This is a genomic window from Alcaligenes endophyticus (assembly GCF_026344035.1).
Lineage (GTDB): Bacteria > Pseudomonadota > Gammaproteobacteria > Burkholderiales > Burkholderiaceae_B > Alcaligenes > Alcaligenes endophyticus.
In genome coordinates this window covers 228,279-247,803 of the sequence record NZ_JAPKND010000002.1, presented here as the reverse complement: position 1 = coordinate 247,803, position 19,525 = coordinate 228,279, and the positions used below count along the sequence as shown (strand labels likewise).

11 protein-coding genes are annotated in these 19,525 nt (G+C 54.8%); 8 read left to right on the top strand and 3 right to left on the bottom strand.

All coding sequences use genetic code 11. The features are described 5' to 3' along the window. Nucleotides 1-82 precede the first annotated feature (82 nt). Nucleotides 83-508 (top strand): DUF4148 domain-containing protein, encoded by a 426-nt coding sequence (locus tag OSH01_RS05500; RefSeq protein ID WP_266123074.1) that lies wholly within the window; start codon nucleotides 83-85, stop codon nucleotides 506-508. 124 nt (nucleotides 509-632) lie between these two features. Here OSH01_RS05500 and OSH01_RS05495 read toward each other — a convergent pair whose 3' ends face one another. After that, nucleotides 633-1,082, bottom strand: coding sequence for a GNAT family N-acetyltransferase (locus tag OSH01_RS05495; protein ID WP_266123073.1), 450 nt, complete (start codon nucleotides 1,080-1,082; stop codon nucleotides 633-635). 86 nt (nucleotides 1,083-1,168) lie between these two features. On the opposite strand from OSH01_RS05495, the gene OSH01_RS05490 reads away from it, so the two are divergent. Then, entirely contained in the window at nucleotides 1,169-2,830 is a 1,662-nt protein-coding gene (locus OSH01_RS05490; protein WP_266123072.1) for an FMN-binding glutamate synthase family protein, read from the top strand. 22 nt (nucleotides 2,831-2,852) lie between these two features. Here the strand turns inward: OSH01_RS05490 and OSH01_RS05485 are convergent, their stop codons facing one another. Next, nucleotides 2,853-3,002, bottom strand: a complete 150-nt coding sequence (locus OSH01_RS05485) for a hypothetical protein (RefSeq protein ID WP_266123071.1) — start codon at nucleotides 3,000-3,002, stop codon at nucleotides 2,853-2,855. Nucleotides 3,003-3,343: 341 nt separating this feature from the next. Here OSH01_RS05485 and OSH01_RS05480 point away from each other — a divergent pair, with 341 nt between their 5' ends. Continuing rightward, nucleotides 3,344-3,685: a zinc ribbon domain-containing protein YjdM gene (locus tag OSH01_RS05480; RefSeq protein WP_266123070.1), complete on the top strand. Its 342-nt coding sequence runs from the start codon at nucleotides 3,344-3,346 to the stop codon at nucleotides 3,683-3,685. Between the two features lie 70 nt (nucleotides 3,686-3,755). On the opposite strand, the gene OSH01_RS05475 is transcribed toward OSH01_RS05480, so the two are convergent. Further along, a complete protein-coding gene (locus OSH01_RS05475; protein WP_266123263.1) occupies nucleotides 3,756-4,337 on the bottom strand; it encodes a DJ-1/PfpI family protein in 582 nt (193 codons plus the stop codon). 273 nt (nucleotides 4,338-4,610) lie between these two features. Between OSH01_RS05475 and OSH01_RS05470 the strand changes: the two genes are divergently transcribed. From OSH01_RS05470 to OSH01_RS05450, 5 genes are all read left to right on the top strand, one after another. Further along, nucleotides 4,611-5,048 carry an STN domain-containing protein gene (locus OSH01_RS05470; RefSeq protein ID WP_266123069.1) on the top strand — a complete coding sequence of 146 codons (438 nt, stop codon included), beginning with the start codon at nucleotides 4,611-4,613 and terminating at the stop codon, nucleotides 5,046-5,048. Between the two features lie 48 nt (nucleotides 5,049-5,096). Continuing rightward, entirely contained in the window at nucleotides 5,097-5,267 is a 171-nt protein-coding gene (locus OSH01_RS05465) for a hypothetical protein (protein ID WP_266123068.1), read from the top strand. Further along, nucleotides 5,264-5,776 carry an RNA polymerase sigma factor gene (locus OSH01_RS05460; RefSeq protein WP_266123067.1) on the top strand — a complete coding sequence of 171 codons (513 nt, stop codon included), beginning with the start codon at nucleotides 5,264-5,266 and terminating at the stop codon, nucleotides 5,774-5,776. Before OSH01_RS05465 ends, OSH01_RS05460 begins: the two co-directional genes overlap by 4 nt. 60 nt (nucleotides 5,777-5,836) lie before the next feature. Further along, nucleotides 5,837-6,802 (top strand): FecR family protein, encoded by a 966-nt coding sequence (locus OSH01_RS05455; protein ID WP_266123066.1) that lies wholly within the window; start codon nucleotides 5,837-5,839, stop codon nucleotides 6,800-6,802. 113 nt (nucleotides 6,803-6,915) lie between these two features. Next, the gene (locus OSH01_RS05450) at nucleotides 6,916-19,494 is read left to right on the top strand and encodes a two-partner secretion domain-containing protein (RefSeq protein WP_266123065.1); all 12,579 of its coding nucleotides are present in this window, start codon (nucleotides 6,916-6,918) and stop codon (nucleotides 19,492-19,494) included. Nucleotides 19,495-19,525 lie beyond the last annotated feature (31 nt).

Below are 19,525 nucleotides of genomic sequence, written 5' to 3'. Positions count from 1 at the left end.
AGTTACTCCATCGACGTCATCCGCATCTTTTTAAAAGGAATGTCGTCATTAATCTCTTAGACGAAATACAAGGATCTTTACGATGAAACGCATACAATCTTCAGCTGTTATTTTGACTGTCGCTACCTTATTAGTAGGCCCAGCCATCGCCAATGCTGCTAGCACGACCCTGACCCGAGCACAGGTTCAAGCAGAACTAGCCGAAGCGGTGCGCACCGGTAACATACTGGTGGATGAAAATGGCAGCAGAAAAAATGAGTTCTTTCCGCATAATTATGAAACTAGTAGCCGTTCCACGTTAACACGTGCTGACGTTCAAGCAGAAATTGCTGCTGCACAACAAGCGGGCAATATCACGAATGGCGAAAATGCAGAACGCCTCAATCAGTTATACCCAAATAACTATTCCGTGACGCAGAACGATCAAACCAAAACGCGTGCAGAAGTTCAAGCAGAAATTGCTCAAGCTCGCGCCCAAGGCTTACTTAACCGCTACGTAGGTGCTTAACCTCTTAGGGGCCCTCGCTGCAAAAAAACACCTCAGTTCGTAGCAGTAGGGCCCCTGAGCAAACTTTCGCTGTACATCATATCGCTACATCTAACCCCACCGCCGTCAATATTTTCCGTATTGTTTACATGAGCTCCTGTAGGCTCAATACCATATCCACATGTGGGATACCCACATCCAGATATTCGTGCCCCTGTACGACAAACCCAAAGCGTTCGTAAAACCCCTTAGCATGACGCTGGGCAGATAATTGCAAATGCTGTTGTCCGCGCTGCTGCGCGTGCTGTAGTAAATGGCTTAATACCAAGGCCCCTAAACCCTGCCCCCGATACCCTGCTAGCACAGCCATACGCCCTATATGCCCATCGGGCAGCAAACGCCCCGTTGCCACTGGCTTACCCTGCTGACTATAAACCACTACATGCACACTCACCGCATCATAGTCATCGGCTTCCACCTCGGGGGGCACCCCTTGCTCTTGCACAAACACTTGCACGCGTACCTGCATTGCATCATTTAGCAAGGCTTGCTGTCCCCCGCATCGCACACTAACGTCATTTTCCTTGTTTAACATGGTTATGCCATTACTAAATTCATCGCTAAGCGATATCATGTACCCCTATTGTGCTCGTCTTCAAAAGCTTACCGCCAGGAGTTCCCATGCAGCGTTGGTTAACTCGCTACACCGCTTTCTATCTTATCGTCTTTTTGTGCTTTGTTTCGTTGTTGCTAAGTATCAGCCGCAGCCCCGCTTGGCTATTTCTAGCGCTACCCTGTGCTGCACTAAGCTTGCTGGGCCTAGTAGATATTACGCAAACTCGGCATGCCATACGACGTAACTACCCAGTCATCGGTAATTTACGCTATTTCTTTGAGGCCATACGGCCCGAGATTCGCCAATATTTCCTCGAAAGCGAAGGTCAGGAGCTGCCTTTTTCTCGCGCCGACCGCTCGTTGGTGTATCAGCGTGCCAAGCAAGAAATAGACAAGCGCCCTTTTGGTACGTTGCAAGAAATTTATAGTAATGGCTACGAGTGGATGAACCACTCCATGGCCCCGATCAAAATTACCGACAGCAACTTTAGGACCATTATTGGTGGTCCACACTGCACCCAGCCTTACTCCATGTCCGTTTTCAATATTTCGGCCATGAGCTTTGGCGCTTTATCAGCCAATGCTATTTTAGCGCTGAACAAAGGGGCAAAAATGGGCGAGTTTGCCCATGACACCGGAGAAGGCGGCGTCAGCCACTACCACACCCGTCATCAAGGTGATCTAATCTGGAACATTGGCTCGGGCTACTTTGGGTGCCGCGACGACCAAGGAAACTTTTCGCCTGAACGCTTTGCCGAAACAGCCACCAAAGATTACATCAAAATGATAGAAATCAAGCTGTCTCAAGGGGCCAAACCAGGGCAAGGGGGTATTTTACCAGGCCCCAAAGTAACCCCTGAAATCGCCTTGGCCCGTGGCGTGCCTGTAGGGGTAGACTGCTTATCACCCGCTAGCCATAGCGCGTTCTCCACCCCTATCGAACTGCTGCACTTTGTCGCACAACTGCGCGAACTATCAGGTGGCAAGCCAGTAGGCTTTAAATTATGTATTGGCCACCCCTGGGAATGGTTTGCTATTGCCAAGGCTATGCTTAAAACCGGCATCACACCAGACTTTATCGTTGTCGATGGAGCCGAGGGCGGTACCGGTGCTGCACCGGTAGAGTTTGTAGACCACGTTGGCACTCCCTTACGCGAAGCTTTGCGTCTGGTGCACAATACCTTAGTGGGCATTGGTCTACGTGAACAAGTCAAACTGGGTGCATCAGGCAAGGTAATTACCGCCTTTGACATGGCCAGAATCATGGCTTTAGGCGCCGACTGGTGTAACAGCGGGCGCGGCTTTATGTTTGCGGTAGGTTGTATACAAGCCCAAGCCTGCCATACCGACAAGTGCCCCACAGGCGTAGCTACCCAAGACCCGCAACGTCAAAAAGCCCTGGTCGTGGATGATAAAGCCGTGCGCGTCAGTAGCTTTCACCGTAATACGCTTAAAGCATTGGCCGAACTATTAGCTGCCGCAGGCCTCCCCCATCCCAACCAGCTACGCCCACACCATATAGCTCGCCGCATTAGTAATGGCGAGGTACGTGTACTATCAGCCCTATTCCCTGACCTAGAAAAAGGCGAATTGCTGCAAGAGCATTATCGCCAAACTATTTTCCGCGTGGGCTGGCCTATGGCAAGCGCTGACTCATTCGAGCCTGCTTACAGTTTAAGCAAGGCCTTATCAAACCTTAGCGAGCCTAACAAAGAAACCGCCGCATAATGGGCTCAGCAGGCGGTCACCCTTAGTTTGACTGCCTGCTACTTCCTACCCCTGCATCAATAACCCCATACACCTCTACACCTGAACGGCTTAAGCTTGGGTCTCCACCTTGATGGGCGCAGGCCGCTAACAGGCCTACGCATAACAATATTGCCAAGCAGCTTTTTTTCATCTTGAACTCCAGTAATACCCTACACTCAGTAAAACAGCTTACGCGCATGCGCAGCACTGGTTAATATATAAAACAGTGTAGGGTTTTCCTGATATTGCACAAGCATACCAAGCCGCTGTAAAGTAAAACCAACTGGCACAGAGCCAGTTCAGTTGATCTAAACCAACTGTTTCCCTAGTTGTTATCATGACAACTCAATACCGCTAAAGCGGTCTACAGACCCCATCGCAACGATGGGGTCTTCGTATTTTTGGCCTTCCTGTTGCAAACGGCTACACTAGCCGCACTTCACGGCGTAAGCACTACGCCACGCTAAGCTTATAAACTAACAGGAAAAAATCATGAGTAACTTTCCACCTTGCCCCCAATGCACCCTAGAAAATACCTATCATGATGGTGAGCAACTGGTCTGCGCAGACTGTGGTTACGAATGGCAATCAGAAACTAACGATAACACCGAAACTGACAGCGATGAAATTATTGTTAAAGACAGTAACGGCAACCTGCTAAAGGCCGGTGACGACGTTATTTTGATTCGCGACCTAAAAGTTAAAGGGTCGGCTACCCTTAAAAAAGGGGCTAAAGCAAAAAACATTCGTTTGGTGCGTGGCGACCACGAAGTAGACTGCAAAATCGACGGCATCAGCTACTTATTAAAAGCCATGTATTTGAAAAAGGCGTAAATCGCTTTTTTGATTGAACCCACCAAGCAAGCTGCTCAATTGCTGGGCAGCTTGCTACAAGCCTATCGGCTTAGTGGGTAATTTTTGTACCTAACACCTGCAAAAACTGCGCCAGCCAGGCTGGGTGGGCAGGCCATGCTGGCGCGGTAACCAAATTGCCGTCAGTAATAGCTTGGTCAACCTGAATATCAGCATAACGTCCCCCTGCCAGTTCCACATCGGGACGGCATGCTGGGTACGCCGAACACTCACGCCCCTCTAGCACGCCAGCAGCGGCTAATAACTGTGCGCCATGGCACACCGCCGCAACAGGTTTGTTGGCCTCAAAAAAGTGGCGCACCATGGCAATGACCTTGGCATCCAGACGCAAGTACTCGGGGCCACGCCCGCCTGGAATGACCAGAGCGTCATAATCTTCCGCACGCACCTGATCAAAAGTAGCATTCAGGCTGAAATTATGACCAGGTTTTTCCGTGTAGGTTTGATCCCCTTCAAAATCATGAATGGCTGTTTTTATCGTTTCACCCGCCGTTTTGCCTGGGCACACCGCGTCCACCTGATGGCCTACCGCCAATAAAGTTTGAAACGGCACCATGGTTTCGTAATCTTCACAAAAATCACCACAAATCATTAAAATTTTCTTGCTCACTATCGTCTCCTTGCGTAAAAAATAAATAGTTCCCCTTTAACAATACCCCCTTTATTTTACAATTTGGCGAAAAGCGCTGTTTTGCTACATAGAGAGTCGCTAAAGCCTTCCTTTTCTATCTACCGGTACGCCCTCACACTCCTCAGCACCGCCGCAGACCTCACCTTCACACTCGTGTCACATTCACAAAATAGGATAAGCACAGCCATTCCTTGTACGGGATGTTTTTAGCCGTCCCTGACACATACTCAGGGCTTCCTCTAGGCTTAGGTATCTGTGCTCGCTTTTTTCTACGCTGGCTCTGCCCCCTACTGCTTTGCCGGATTATTTTTTCTAGTCCTAACGCAACAGGCGTACGCCCAAGCCCAGCTATTTGACTTTGACATTCCCGCTCAGCAGCTTTCTGCTGCCTTAAAGCAATACTCAAGCCTTAGTCAACAACCGATACTGATACGCTCTCAGCTCAGTGAGGGGGTGCAATCTAGCGCCGTTAAAGGACGCTATACCGCCCTTGAGGCTTTGCAAGCCCTGCTACGCAATACCTCTTTACACGCCACTGTGATCCACGAGACATCGCAAAGTATTTACGTCATCCAAGCGCAGCCTAACCAAACAGCCCCTTTAGCCCCCACATTACAAGGCTACCCCGGGCTGATACAGCAACAAATCATTCAGCACCTGTGCCAAAGCTCCGCTAGTCCGCCTAATAAGTAACGCAGCCTAATACAAATTAGTCTCAGTCCACAGGGGCGCATCACACACGTGCATACCTTGCGCAGCAACGCTCCCCCTGCCGACGAGCAAGCCTTACAACAAAAACTGCTACATCTGCAGTTTACGGCCTCGCCACCACCACGCCTACCACAGCCCATCACCCTCTTGCTGGAACACCCCTTGTCCCTACAACATCCAGCCTGCATTGCCTCACCATGAATCAACGGGCACGAAACTCCTTAATGGAATACCTCCACAGCCATTACGGGCAACTCAAGCGCAAGCTCACGGGCATGCTGGGCAATAGCGACTTAGCATCGGATGCCTTACAAGACACCTGGCTACGCCTACACAGCCGCAATGACCAAGCCGATAACCCACAGGCTTATCTCTTGCGCACTGCCGTTAATATCGCCATCGATATGCAGCGGCGTCAAGCTAAGCTGCTCTCTTGGGAGGACGTGCAAGCCTTACAAAACATCAGTTGCCCTTCTCCGGATGCCGAAGAGAAACTGTCTCAACGCCGACAAATCGATTATATTTTGGAGCGTCTTGAACGCTTACCGGCACGGCAACAACAAATCTTCCTGCTCGCGCACTGGGAGTCCATGCCGCACAAAGAAATAGCCAACCAATTAGGAATTTCAGTCCGCACAGTGGCATACGAATTAAAACGTATACAAGACATTTTGCAGGCCGCACTGCAACGAGATAACAACCAGCCATAAAAAAGCTTGCAGCTTTGCCCCCGCTCAGCCGTCTTAGAATTAAGCCCTTTTCTCCATGCCATGAATACACCTCTGCCACCCCCTTCTGATCACCAGCAAGCCTTACACGAAGCTCGTACGTGGCTGCGCCTGTTAAATAGCGGCCAGGCGACCACCTGGGACGGTGAAGGGTTTCAGCAGTGGCTACAAAATGCGGTGCACCGCGAAGCCTTTCAACAAGCCAAAGCCGAATGGGATCTCCTTAATCAGGCCGCTCAACAGCGGGCCCAGCAAGTCAGTGCTGAGCAAATCCACGCCACCACTCGCCATATGCGCCATCGGCGACGCCTACTGCAAGCCGGTACCTTAGGGCTTGGCCTTACGGCCGGCATCACTGTACTCTACCCTCCTGCTGAACTTTGGCCTGATCCACAGCAATGGGGTGCCGATGCACGTACCCGCACAGGTGAGCAACAACAGCTTACATGGCAAAACGCCACGCTTAACCTGAACACTCGCACCAGCATTCAAGAGCTTAAACAACAAGCCGGATTCCGCCTTTTGCAAGGCGAAGCTGCCATACAAATCAACACCAAACACGACTTTGAAATCCATGCTGGAGTCGCTCGCAGCCGAACACGGCAAGGCCATTTTGAATGCAAGCACCTAGATAACCACACCACCCTACGCTGCTTAAGTGGTGAACTGACGGTGTATCACCCTTATGGCGAGCGCGTGCTACGCACCCAACAACAGTTGCACTATGCCAGCACCCATATTAGCCCTGTACAGCAACACGATCATCGCGCGCCCGCGGCCTGGCGCCAAGGCGAACTAAGTTTTGAACACACCCCCCTAGAGCAGGTCATCACAGAAATCAACCGCTATCGCCAAGGCCGTGTTGTATTACTTAACACCCAAGTGGCGCAAGAGCCCTTAAGTGGTCGTTTTCAACTTCACGCCCTAGAGCAAGCCATTATCCAAATTCAACATACTTTTATGTTAAACAGCCGCCACATGCCAGCGGGGTTAATTATTCTTAGCTAGGCTTTGTAAAAATAGTTTGCAGTTTCTGGCGCGCTCATTCGTCTTACCAGTGAACCGGCTTTATCAGCCCTCCTCACTTTACGACCTTGCGCACCTTTTTTCGGCAGAAACACATGACCTCTCGTGCTTACTATCCTGTCTCCGGCATCACTATTTCAACTAAAAAAGCATGGCGTATCGCCCCGCTAGCCAGTGCCGTACTAATGGCCTTGGCTAATCCATACCAAGACGCCCACGCCCAACTACGCGGCGCCTGGTTCACCCAAAGCAATACCGCCCAACAACACCAAAACGCCAACAATAACCATGCCATACGCGCCGCCCAGCAGGCGGCTAACATGCAGCAACAACAAGCTGCCGCCCGCGCGCAGTTATCGCACTCGCTGGACAACCTAAACCGTACCGCCAGTGCTATCGCCGCCCAACAAGCGGCCCAAAACGCTGCCCGCTTAGCCGCACAACAACAAGCCAGCAACATAGCCGAAGGCTTAGCACAGGGTGGCTTAGAAGTAGCCGTGGGTGATAAAGCCCAGTGGCTAGGCGCCCAAGCACCGGTACACACCCAGCAAAACGGCCAGCACCATGTGGGCATTAAACAAACCGAATCTAAAGCTATCCTAAACTGGAACCGCTTTGATGTAGGCCGCAACACCACGGTAGAATTTCAACAAAAAAATACCGATGCGGTGCTGAACCGCGTCGTCGGTGATCAAACCGCGCCCAGCCAAATTCAAGGAAGAATCAAAGGCGACGGCACCGTCATGGTGGTCAACCAAAACGGCATCGTGTTTAGTGGCACCAGTCAGGTTAACGTGCGTAACTTAGTAGCGGCCGCCGCCACCATCACCGACGACCAATTCCTGAATCACGGCCTCTACAGCCCCGACAGTAAAACCCCCGCTTTCAAGCAAGCTATAGGTAAAATTGAAATACAAGCCGGCGCCCAAATTCACACCCACAAACCAGAAAATTCCACGACCGGTGGTGGCTATGTATTAGTGCTGGCGAAAGACATACAACAACACGGCACACTTACTGCCCAACAAGGCCAAGTCGCCTTAGCCGCTGGCGACAGCTTCATCATCCGTAAAGGCCAAGCCACCGATGCCAACCAGCAATCCACCGTACGCGGCAACGAAGTCCTACCTAGCGGCCTAGGCCATATAGAAAACACAGGTTTAATACAGGCACGGGCCGGCGATATTAGCCTTAGCGCCAACAGCATTAGCCAAGCCGGCGTATTATCCAGCACCACCACGCAAAACCAGCGCGGCACCGTGCATCTTACGGCCGCGGGCGCAGAGGCCAATATCCTGCTCGCTAGCCACAGCGTCACCGCCATTGAAGTAGAACCCGGTGGCCAAGCCCTAGACAGCCAGCGCGACAGCGCCATCGCCGCCAATTGGTTAGGCCTAAGCGACCGCTTTCGTGGCGACTTATCCCTCATTCGTATCACCAGCGCAGGCACCCTAGACCTTGCCACGGAATCCCTCACCCTAGCTACAGGCGGGCAAATTGCCATCAACGCCGCCCAGCGTAGCCTCGTGCGCCAAGGCGCGCGGCTAGATGTATCCGGCGCCCTCAATGTACCGCTAGCCATGGCGGTGAATAACCTAGAAATTAACGTACAAGGCAACGAACAGCGCGACTCGCCCAATAACCGCGACAGTAAAAACCTGAACAACCAAACCATTTGGCTCGACCGGCGTTTTTTAGTCCATGTGCCCGATGGCACCAACGGCTACGAGGGGGATCGCTGGTACAGCCAAGGGGGTTTGTTGGAAGTGGGCGGCTACCTCAGCAACACCACACACAGCACCGCTGAATGGTTAGCCCAAGGCGGCACCGTCCAGTTTAGCGGCGGCGATGTCGTCACCCAGCAAGGCTCACAAATTAACCTATCCGGCGGCACTCTAGCCGTACAAAGCGGCCACCTAAAACAAAGCTGGCTACACGGCGACGATGGTAGGCTGTACCGCGCCGATACCGCCCCGGGTGATCGCCTATACCAACCCGGCGTGTTTACCGGCTACGTACAAGAAAGCACCCGCTGGGGCGGTAAACGCAGTTTTGCCAGCCCCTTGTTGGCCCCCCAACAGAGCTTTGAACACGGCTACTTGGTGGGCCGCGATGCAGGCCGCTTAATTATTGATACGCCTAATGCCGTGCTAGAGGGCGAACTGATCAGCACAGTCTACAACAGCCCCCGCCAGCACACCGCTGCTCCCACAGGCGCCGATGGCTATGGGCTACCGCACCACTCCCTAGCCCGTAGCGCCCAAGTAATTATTGGCCAATATATCCCTTTTTATATCAGCGAAGAACAGCGCCTAGACCATCAGTTCAACCCCCGTGCCCAGTCCGTCATACTAGACAGCCTAGGGGAAGCCATAGCCAGTGACTGGGAACTCAATACTGCCTTCCCACTGGAACCTCAGAATACCATTTACTTAAATACCGATACCTTAAATAGCGACCAACTCAGCGCCCTGCGCATCGCCACGCACGACAGCATTGCGCTGCACAGCGACCTGAAGCTAGCCGACGGCGCCCACCTACAATTCTACAGCCCCGATATTCATCTTGGCGCCAACATAACAGTACCCAGCGGCAAGGTGGAAGTGGGCAACGTATTACATCAGATTGATGGCAACGGCTACCGCGACTTCTGGCTGAATCCTGTAACTGGCCGCACCGCCCAAGTGCTAGTAGCGCCAGGCGTCACCCTTACTACCCAAGGCCTATGGAATAACCTCACGCAAGGCACCCCTACCCCAACACCCTACATTCATGGCGGCAGCGTCTCCCTACGCAGCACGGGTGATATCGTCCTAGACGAAAACAGCCTGATTAACGTCTCGGCGGGTGCCACACTCAATCAACTAAGCCGTGTACAAGGGGGCCGTGGCGGCAACCTACGGCTAGAAGCCGGCTTTGGCAACAAAGCCGGGGCTGATATACACCTGCAAGGCCAGCTACAGGGACACGGCTTCCAACAAGCCGGCACCCTACACTGGCACCAAAACAGCGCTATCGAACTCGGTACCGGCCTGTTTGATGCAGGCTTTTTTGCCGCCGGCTTTGCCCACTACCATATCGCCAGCCTACAGGGCATTAGCCTAGAACAAGAACTACACATCCTGCGCCCCGTACTACAGCCTACTGCCACGGCAGCAGATATGGGCTCCGGCCATCACAGTTCACAGGCCTTACAGCCCTACTTACCCCCACTCCACCTAGCCGACCATACCAAACGCAGCATCTCCCAACGCGCCGGCGCCAGCCTAATCTTGCAAGCAGGCCTACCCTTTATCGCTCCTAGCAATTCCAGTGATATTGCTATAAGTGAATACTCAACGCTTACTGTAGACCCTGGCCAAACGATTCAGCTTTACAGCGTGGGGGATATTCATATCGCAGGCCGCCTGAACGCTTGGGGCGGTAAAATAGAAATCGGCAACCTGTGGCAAGGCCAAGGCACCGGCAACCTATTCCGTACCGTCACCCTAGCCCCTAGCGCGTACCTTGATGTAGCCGGGCGTGCTATTAGCGCCGCTGACCCTTACGGTAAAGCCTATGGCCTAGCCCCGGCTGGGGGCACCATACAAATAGGCGGCAAGTTCGACCACAGCACCGGCACCATAGGCCGTATCGATATCGTCACCAATCAACCTGTAGGGGCCGACTCGCACTTCATTAAAGTACACCAAGGCGCGGTACTCAATGCGTCCGGTACCCATGTACAGCTAGATTTCCCTACCACAGGCCCAATCACCCTAGCCAGTCAGGGCGGTATCATTAGCTTGGCTTCCAGTGCAGGTCTGTATTTAGACGGCCAATTCATCGCACATGCAGGCGGGCAAGGCGCTGCCGGGGGCCATCTCGTTTTAGCCTTGGATACGCCCATCTACCATACCGAAACTAGTGGTATAGGCCCGCTGGATTCCCCCGTGCGCCAAGCACGTGAGTTTATCCTAGCGCAAGACTACCAAGCCACCACGCATCTAGATTTAACCTATGGGCACGCCCGCTTTGCCGCCCAGCAGCTACTCAATAGCGGCATCACTACCCTTAGCCTGCATAGCGATGGTGCCCTAAGCGTGCAAGATCAAGTCGTCTTGCACCTACCCCAAGCCATTAACTTATACGCTTGGGTATACGCCCAGGCCGAAAACACCGCCTTTACCGGCACTTCATTCATCACCGCACCCTACATCAAGCTGGCCAGCCCGGGCTCCGTGACGGGGGGGGAAGTGAACACTTTCCACCCCACATTCAGTAATTCATTACCGTCTCAACTGCATTCGCTAGGCACCTTACACGTACATGCCAGCGCCCTATTAGACCTACAAGGCGATATGGGCATAGGAGGGGTAGCGCAGAAATACATCAGCCCCACCAATACCGGTAATGGTTTGCCTGAAGAGGTGCAACGCGCTGGATTCAACAAGCTCATTCTACAAAGCGAAGGAGAGATACGGCTATTACGCTCTCAACCCACTGTCCAGTACACCCGTGTTCGCACCCCCGCCAATCTCAGCCTGATGGCGATCCAACTGTATCCGGGCACCCATGCCAACACCATGCTGAAAGCGGGCTGGCAGGCTGACCCCGATAAACGCTACACCCTCACCATCGAACGCTCTACACCGCAAACACCGGCTAGCCTGCCCTACTCCGTGTTTGGGCGTCTTATTGTTGAAGCCCCCGTCATTGTGCATCAAGGTGTGTTACGCGCCCCACTGGGTCAAATTATGCTGGGCTCTGCCTCATCCGGCTCCTCAGACTATACGCAGCACCTGCTCGTAGCTCCGGGCAGTGTGACCTCCGTCAGCGCTAAAGGCTTAACCATCCCCTATGGCGGCACCATCGACGAGCTAAGCTGGCGCTACTTGAATGAAGTCGTGTTGTTGCACGGTGCGGGCCACCCCTTGGCAGGCCACATTGCCTTAGGGGGCCAATATATTGACGTGGCTGACAACGCCATTATCGACCTATCCGGGGGGGGCACCTTAACAGGCGCAGGTTTTGTGTCCGGCCGGGGCGGCTCTACCGACGCCCGCTACCACCCCTTAATGCAATACCAGGGCAATAGCTTCACCCTGCCCAGCCAGCAAGACCGGGCCATTTACGCCATAGTACCAAGCAACCCAAACACCACTGCCCCACTCGCCGAACAAGGTTCTAGCCCCGCCGTCGGACAACAAATCACGCTAGGCCATCACCTACCCGGCCTGCCTGCCGGCACCTACACCTTACTACCCGCCAGCTACGCCCTATTACCCGGCGCATTCCGGGTAGAACTACACCTAAACAATCCCCTACCTAGCGCCGCCCCCACCGCCATGCCGAATGGCTCCTGGGCCGCCAGCGGCACCTTATCGCAAGCCCATACGGGAATTGAGCACAGCCTGGCCCATCGCATCACCCTCACCCCTGCCGATACCTTACGCCGGTATGCCACCTACAACGAAACCAGCTACGCGGATTTTGTCCACATGGACGCCGCCCGCCGTGGCGTGCCGCGCGCGCAAACCGAGGCCGATGGCAAGCTCCTCTGGATAAAAACCAGGGATAGAAATAAGAATTCCGACCAGCTAAGCTTATCGTTCAAAGGGCACGTTCTGGGTAAAAGCGCGGCTGATGGGTATGGCAGCAGTGTGGCATTGACCTTAGACAATACCCTAGAGGTATTAGCCGATGGCAGCTCACCCTCCAGCGATCATACCGTCGCTATATTAGCCTCCGACCTAAGCCGTTTAGACGTCAACCGTCTCAGCCTTGGAGGCATACCGATCATTGATTACAGCCAAAATCCCAACCTGGTACAACTGACGGGCATGACAGATAATGGCTCCCGCGGCGTCACCATACGGGCGGGCGCTCACTTAAGTGCCGCTGAAATCTTGGTCATTGCAGGAAGTGTTTTAGGCACCAAAGAAATTATTATTGAACAAGGTGCCACCCTTAGCACCCTAGGCCAAGGCTTACCTGCCCTTGACTCCAGCCATGGCTATGTGTTTCAAGCAGGCACTGCATCCGTCGTGGCATTATCAAACGGGCGCATGCGTTGGTTAGCCCCAGCAGTCCTTACCTCAGGGCCTACCCCTCAATACACTCCCCCTATTTCACTAGGGGCGTGCCCTACACTACCGTGTGAAGCGTCCACACGCCTGTACTCAGAAGGCTCTCTAGCCTTCTTAACCAATAATAACTTCACCTTAACAGACCACGTGCGCTACGGCACGCGCCATTTAAGCCTAGGTTCAGATACCTTCCATATCGGCTCACAAGCTGCCTTACAGCAGGCCGCCTCTGCTGGTGTACTGCCCCCCGGCCTGCGCTTAACCGAACCTGACTTCCATCGCCTACTCCAAGGCGATACAGATTGGGGCGCACCCGCCATGGAAACCCTAGAGCTCATCGCTGGCAGCAGCATGAACTTGCTAGGTAACGTCACCCTGTCTACCCTTAATAGTCAGGGTCAATCCACTATGGACAACCTGCTGCTGACCACCCCCGCTATCTATGGCTATGGTACAGAGACCGACACCGCCGCCATCCATACCGGCCATTTAATCTGGAACGGCAGCAGCCAAGCCGCAGGCGATGTGGTTCAAGGCGGTGCTGGAACCGGCGACGGCAGCTTTCATATTGATGCCCAGCGTATAACCTTAGGCTTTGGCCCGTGGAGCCAACCCGATGGCGACACCCTAGCGGCACGCTTACTACTGGGCTTCAAGCACGCACAGTTAACCGCCAGCACCGCCTTTAGCGCTAATAATGAAGGCAAGCTATCTTTCTACCACCGCCGTGGGCTTGATTACGACACCGTCAACGGCTACCAGTACAGCGGCGGCCACCTACACATTCACACCCCCTTGCTCACCGGCAGCGCCGGCTCTAGCAGCAGCATAGTAACGGGTGGCGATATCAACGTACACAACCCCTACGGCGCATCACTAGGATACGATGCCCTCAACGCCTTGGGGGCAGAGCTCAGCCTGCAAGCCGGCGGCAGCCTGCACCTAGACACCGCCGTGCTCCTGCCCAGTGGCAAATTAAGCTTGAAAGCCCAGCACCATCTAGACGTAGGCGCCCAGGCACATATCGACATGGCGGGCCGTACCGTCACCTACTTTGACGATGCCGCCGCCACCCAATACAGTTGGGGTGGCGATGTCTACCTAGAAAGCTTGGGCGGCAACATCACTCAGGCATCAGCTTCCACCATCAATCTATCGGCCATCAACAACCAAGCCGGGCGTTTAAGCGCCCTGGCCAGCCACCCAGACCACGGCCGGGTCTTATTACAAGGCCAAATCCTGGGCCACGCCAGCGGCCACTACAATGCGGGCGGCACTGTCGTGCCCTACCTGAGTGGTGTGCTGATTATTCAAGCCCAAACCTTGGGCCATGGGAACCTTAACAGCGACTTTGCAGCCCTTAACCAGCGTTTGAATACCGGCGAGGTGTTTGGCCTGCGCCGCTTCCAGCTACTACAAGGCGACTTACGCGTGGGCGATGAACTACGCGCCCACGAAATTGACCTGTCCCTAGACGCTGGTCACCTAAGCGTACTGGGCAAAGTCGATGCCAGCGGCGCCCAAGTGGGCAGCATACGCCTAGCCGCCCAGAACGGCCTACACCTAGGCAGCCAAGCCCTACTGGATGCCCACGGCAGCCTGGCCCGTATCGACAGCTACGGCCAGCTAATCTATGCCCCCAACCGCGCCATCATCGAACTGAACTCGGGCCTAGGCCAACTGCATACAGAAACCGGCGCCCAACTGGACCTACGCTATGGCACCGACGATGCCCGCCTAGCGGCTATCGTTGCTGCCCCCCGCTTAGGAGAAGTGCACCTGTACGCCCCCCGCCTCGACGCCCAAGGCCATAGCCACACCGCAGCCGCCATCCAGCATGGGGACCTAGCCATACACATAGAGCCCGGCCTACAGCTACAAGGCGCCCAGGCCGTGGCCGTGTATGGCCGCACCATCTATGACGATGCCCCCTACGGCACCGACCCCGCGGCCAGCGGTAAAGCCTACCAAGTCATCACCCAAGACTACCTAAACGCCAAGCACCAGCAGTCTGCCCAGTTCATTAAAGCCGCCTTAGCCAATATCCACCTACGTCAGCACAAACTGGCCGGTTTAACACAAAGCTACGGCGATATTCTGCACCTACGCCCCGCTATTGATCTGGTCAGCGCCACCACCGATGGTGATTTAATAGTGAGCGGCGATCTAGACTTATCCGGCCACCGTTACGCTAGCCTGAACCCCCACCGCCAACAAACCGCCCTGTATGGCTCTGGCGAGCCGGGGACCTTGGCCATACGCGCTGGCGGCAACCTATCCATATACGGCAGTATTAACGATGGCTTTGCGCCCCCACCCGAAACCCCCGACGATAACGGCTGGGTGCTAACTCCCGGCACAATTGCCTTCGGCGGCGAAATTATTGTGCCCGGCAGCGGTGTAGTACTGGGTAAGGGCACGCAGTTTGCCTCCGGCAAAACGCTGAACTACGCCATTCCCATCCAGCCTAGCTTGGCCGCCGGCGTAGAACTACCCGTTACCGTCACCTTAAGCACTAGCCTAGACTTGGCCGCGGGCTATGTCTTTAACGGCCCGGTTTACGATGCAAACGGTCAACTCCTACATACTGCCGGCAGCATACTGCAAGAAGCCACTACCTTAGCCGCCAACACCCAATTAGGCGCTGGCTTTAAACTGCCTGCCCGCGCCAGCTTCCATGCTTTTATCTGGCCAGCCGGCGTACCCTTGCCCCAATCCTTAGCATTGGCTCAGGATGTGAACTTACCCTTGGGCGCCCTCATCCCTAGCCTTACCGACGTTAAACTGCCCCATAACGCCCTCTCTATTCCCTTACGCCCTAGCGCTAACGGCCAGATGGGGCAAAACTGGGCTATCGCCGCCATGCTACCCGAGAACTCCCTGTCGTGGAACCTACGCGTAGTGGCGGGTGCCGATACTCAGGCAGTGGACAGCCGCTCCTTACAGCAAACTGCGAACGGAGAAATCCAATTAAGTGATAGTCACTACACGATATTTAATCAGCGTGAATCGCTATTTATACCAGGTGTTCCCGATCAAGTTATTCCTGGCGGCGCATGGTTTTGGAATGCGCTGGGAGAACAGCGCTTTGGCCATAAAGCAGGGACACCTGCTGGCCCTGAGTTTGAACGTCATTGCAGCCGTGGTTATTGTGACCGTTTTTTTTATGTTTGGAACGAGCTAGGTGAACAACGCTTTGGCTATAAAGCAGGAACGCCTGCTGGACCTGAATTTGAACGCCACTGCAATCGCGGGTATTGCGACTCCTTGGGCGAGTCCATCATTATCCCTGGCACCCCTGACCAAACCGATATCGGTGCTACCATCAAGAAAATTCCAGTTTCCCACGTTTTCAGCGTTTTACGCACTGGTACAGGCCACCTAGACCTGATTAGCCAAGGCAGTATTCAGGTACAGTCCCCTTACGGCATTTATACCGCGGGCACCCATACCGCTTCGGCAGCAGCAAGCCAAGAAGCCGATTTTAATCGGGGCAGAGCAAAAGCCGCCGATGGCACCTACTTAAACACCAGCAAATCCATGGCGCCTAGCGATGGCTCCAGTCCAGCCTCTGGTCCCGGCTACGAATCCTTAGTGAACGGCGGCACCTCATCTACCTATGCCGCTTGGTACCCCGAGCAGGGTGGCAACCTAGTACTACGCACAGGGTCTAACCTAAGCTTGGATAACTGGTCCGCTTATCTAGAAATGGGCCAGGATACCGATCTAAGAGAGCTAAAATCCAGCGGCTGGGTCAGCAATTGGCTCTGGCGCCAAGCCTCCGGCAATACCTATGGTATAGACTCTATTGCCACGGCTTGGTGGCTAAACTTTGGTACCTATATACCGGGCACAGCAACCCGTATAAACAATTATCTACAGCCCACTCTGGACATCACCAATAAAAACGGCTTAATTGCTACGCCAGAGCTCATCGGTTTCACCGGCTTAGGCACCTTAGGCGGGGGCAACTTACAGATAGACATACGGGGAGGGGCCGGTACACTACAGCGGCTAGGCCAACACGAAGACAATAGACCCCGCAGCCAAGCCCTAAACCTAGCCGTAGCCAGCACCGGCCGCGTCTTGGCCGATGGGTCATTATTACAAACCGGTGGCGGCGATTTACAACTACGCATCGCCCAAGGCTGGAACCCCAACATGGCGGCAAGAGCCCGCATGAGCCCCAGCTACGGTAACCAGCAAGGCCAAAACCCCAACCTACTGGGCACCGTCACCAACCTACGCGGCGACACCTACACCTTAAGCAGCACCCTAGGCGGCATCAAACAGTTTTATACGCGTTCACCGGAAGGCACCGACGTGCGGGACACGCGGGCCTTTGACCCCTATGCCCAGCAACGCGGTTTTGCCAATGGCGGCATTACCTTGGTACTGGGCGATAGCCCGGCCCGCTTACATACGCGAGGCGATCTAGTCCTAACCGGCACGGCCGACCCTACCCGCCTGGCCACACCCTATACCCTACCCTACTCCTACCTAGGTCAAACTTATGGGTCGGGCGGCGAGGCCTGGTTTTCTCTGTGGACGCCCAACACCGCCATACAGCTCTTTAGCGCCGGCGGCCACGCCGCGCCCCTGGCACAAAGCTATATCACCCCAGTCAGCGGCAAGTACCATCATGCGGCCAGCGACGGTTGGCAGGTGTACCCTTCCCAGCTACAGGTCATCGCAGCCTCGGGCAGCATTTTTGTTCAACACTCACAACACACCGTACACTTCGCCCCCTTGCTACTCGCTCCATCAGCCTTGGGGCAATTATCCTTGCTCGCCAAACAATCCATCTACACCGCCGGCTTAAGCATCAGTCGCTCTGGCAACCTAAACGCCATTAACAGCCCCTTTAAACCGGCTTTTATGTCCCGTACGGGAGAGTACTACGACCTGCAAGCGCACAACTTGGCCGAAAACGCCATGTATCTCAGCAATAGCTTATTTACCTTTGGCGTACCCAATGCTGCCCTAAGTAACCACCTAGACAGCCGCCCCAGCCGCTTCTATGCCCATCATGGGGACATTATCGGCTTAGAAAGTGGCGGCGTCATTGACTTTATCGGGTTATTTGGATCCCGTGCCAAGCAAATCTGGTACGAAGGCCATGCCCCCGTCTGGATGCGCGCCGGCCGCGATATTGTGCGCTCGGGTAATATAATCGGCACAGACAATCGAACTTCTATGCCCAATGCACTAGGTTCGGTAGTCGGTAAAGACACCTATGGTTCCTCATTCCGCACCGGCAACCTATTCGTACACCATCATGCCAACGATGTCTCCATCGTAGAAGCTGGCCGCGATATTTTATTTAGCAACTTCCAGGTAGCTGGCCCCGGCACCCTAGAAATTAACGCCGGCCGCAACATCAGCATGGCCGACCAAAGCATCAACCCGTGGACCCGTGAAGTCACCATCATCAACACCCGCTTCCACAGCCTAGGCCCCATCATGCCCGGCGACCACCGCCCCGGTGCCGGCATCGCTGTACAAGCCGGCATGGGCCCAGGCGCACAGTGGGACGCCTTCCTACAGCACTACCTAGACCCCGCCAATGCCGCCATAGTAGGTACCCCCTTAGCTGACCAAGCCGGTAAAGTGGTAAAAACCTACCACGATGAACTGATTACGTGGTTAGAACAGCGCTACGGCTTTGAAGCGGATGGTGATAGCGATGCCGTGGAGCAAGCCCGCACTTACTTTGCCGCCCTAGGCCGCGAACAACAGCGCATTTTTGCCCGCGACCTGTACTTTGCCGAGCTGCGTGCCGGTGGCCGTGAATATAACGATGCCAATGGCCCCCGCGCCGGCAGCTACTTACGTGGCCGCCAAGCCATCGCTGCTCTGTTCCCCACTACCGACGCACAAGGTCAGCCCATTTACTACCAAGGCGACGTACTCATGTACGGCGCTTCCGGTGTACACACCGATGTAGGCGGCGATATACAAATCCTCACCCCCGGTGGTGCACAAATTTACGGCATAGAAGGCTCAGCCATCCCCCCCGCCACCGCCGGCCTCATCACCCGCGGCCAGGGCAATATACAAATGTACTCCCTAGGTAGCATTTTGCTCGGCCAAAGCCGCATCATGACCACCTTCGGTGGGGATATTTTGGCCTGGTCCGCCCAAGGTGACATCAACGCCGGCCGCGGCGCCAAAACCACTCAAATCTTCACCCCACCCCGCCGCGTCTCCGGCAACGTCAACCTCGCCGCCCTACACGTCGTCAACGCCGAAAACATCCAAGTCCAAGGCGAATCCAAAGGCATCCCCATAGCCGTCACCGTCAACGTCGGCGCCCTCACCAGCGCCAGCAGTGCCGCCACCAGCGCCGCCACCGCCGCCCAAGAAACCCTAGCCCGCACCCGCGACGCCGCCCGCAGCAATCAGCCGTCGCAAATTCAGGTGCAGGTACTGGGTTTTGGCTCGGCACAAAGCTCTGCTCCCTCCCAACCCGCCCATAGCGCAAAGTTGGCCCCCACCCACTATGACTACGATAAACCCGTACAAATCGTGGGCTTAGGTCAGTCTCTTACGGCGGCTAGCCATAAACTTAGCGAGGACGAGCGCAACGCCATACTGAACCCATAACTCCCACCCGCACACCCACCACACTGCTCAT

Coding starts and splice junctions, on each gene's coding strand:
- OSH01_RS05500 (WP_266123074.1), top strand. CDS start 83: ATGAAACGCATACAATCTTCAGCTGTTATTTTGACTGTCGCTACCTTA.
- OSH01_RS05495 (WP_266123073.1), bottom strand. CDS start 1,082: ATGTTAAACAAGGAAAATGACGTTAGTGTGCGATGCGGGGGACAGCAA.
- OSH01_RS05490 (WP_266123072.1), top strand. CDS start 1,169: ATGCAGCGTTGGTTAACTCGCTACACCGCTTTCTATCTTATCGTCTTT.
- OSH01_RS05485 (WP_266123071.1), bottom strand. CDS start 3,002: ATGAAAAAAAGCTGCTTGGCAATATTGTTATGCGTAGGCCTGTTAGCG.
- OSH01_RS05480 (WP_266123070.1), top strand. CDS start 3,344: ATGAGTAACTTTCCACCTTGCCCCCAATGCACCCTAGAAAATACCTAT.
- OSH01_RS05460 (WP_266123067.1), top strand. CDS start 5,264: ATGAATCAACGGGCACGAAACTCCTTAATGGAATACCTCCACAGCCAT.
- OSH01_RS05455 (WP_266123066.1), top strand. CDS start 5,837: ATGAATACACCTCTGCCACCCCCTTCTGATCACCAGCAAGCCTTACAC.
- OSH01_RS05450 (WP_266123065.1), top strand. CDS start 6,916: ATGACCTCTCGTGCTTACTATCCTGTCTCCGGCATCACTATTTCAACT.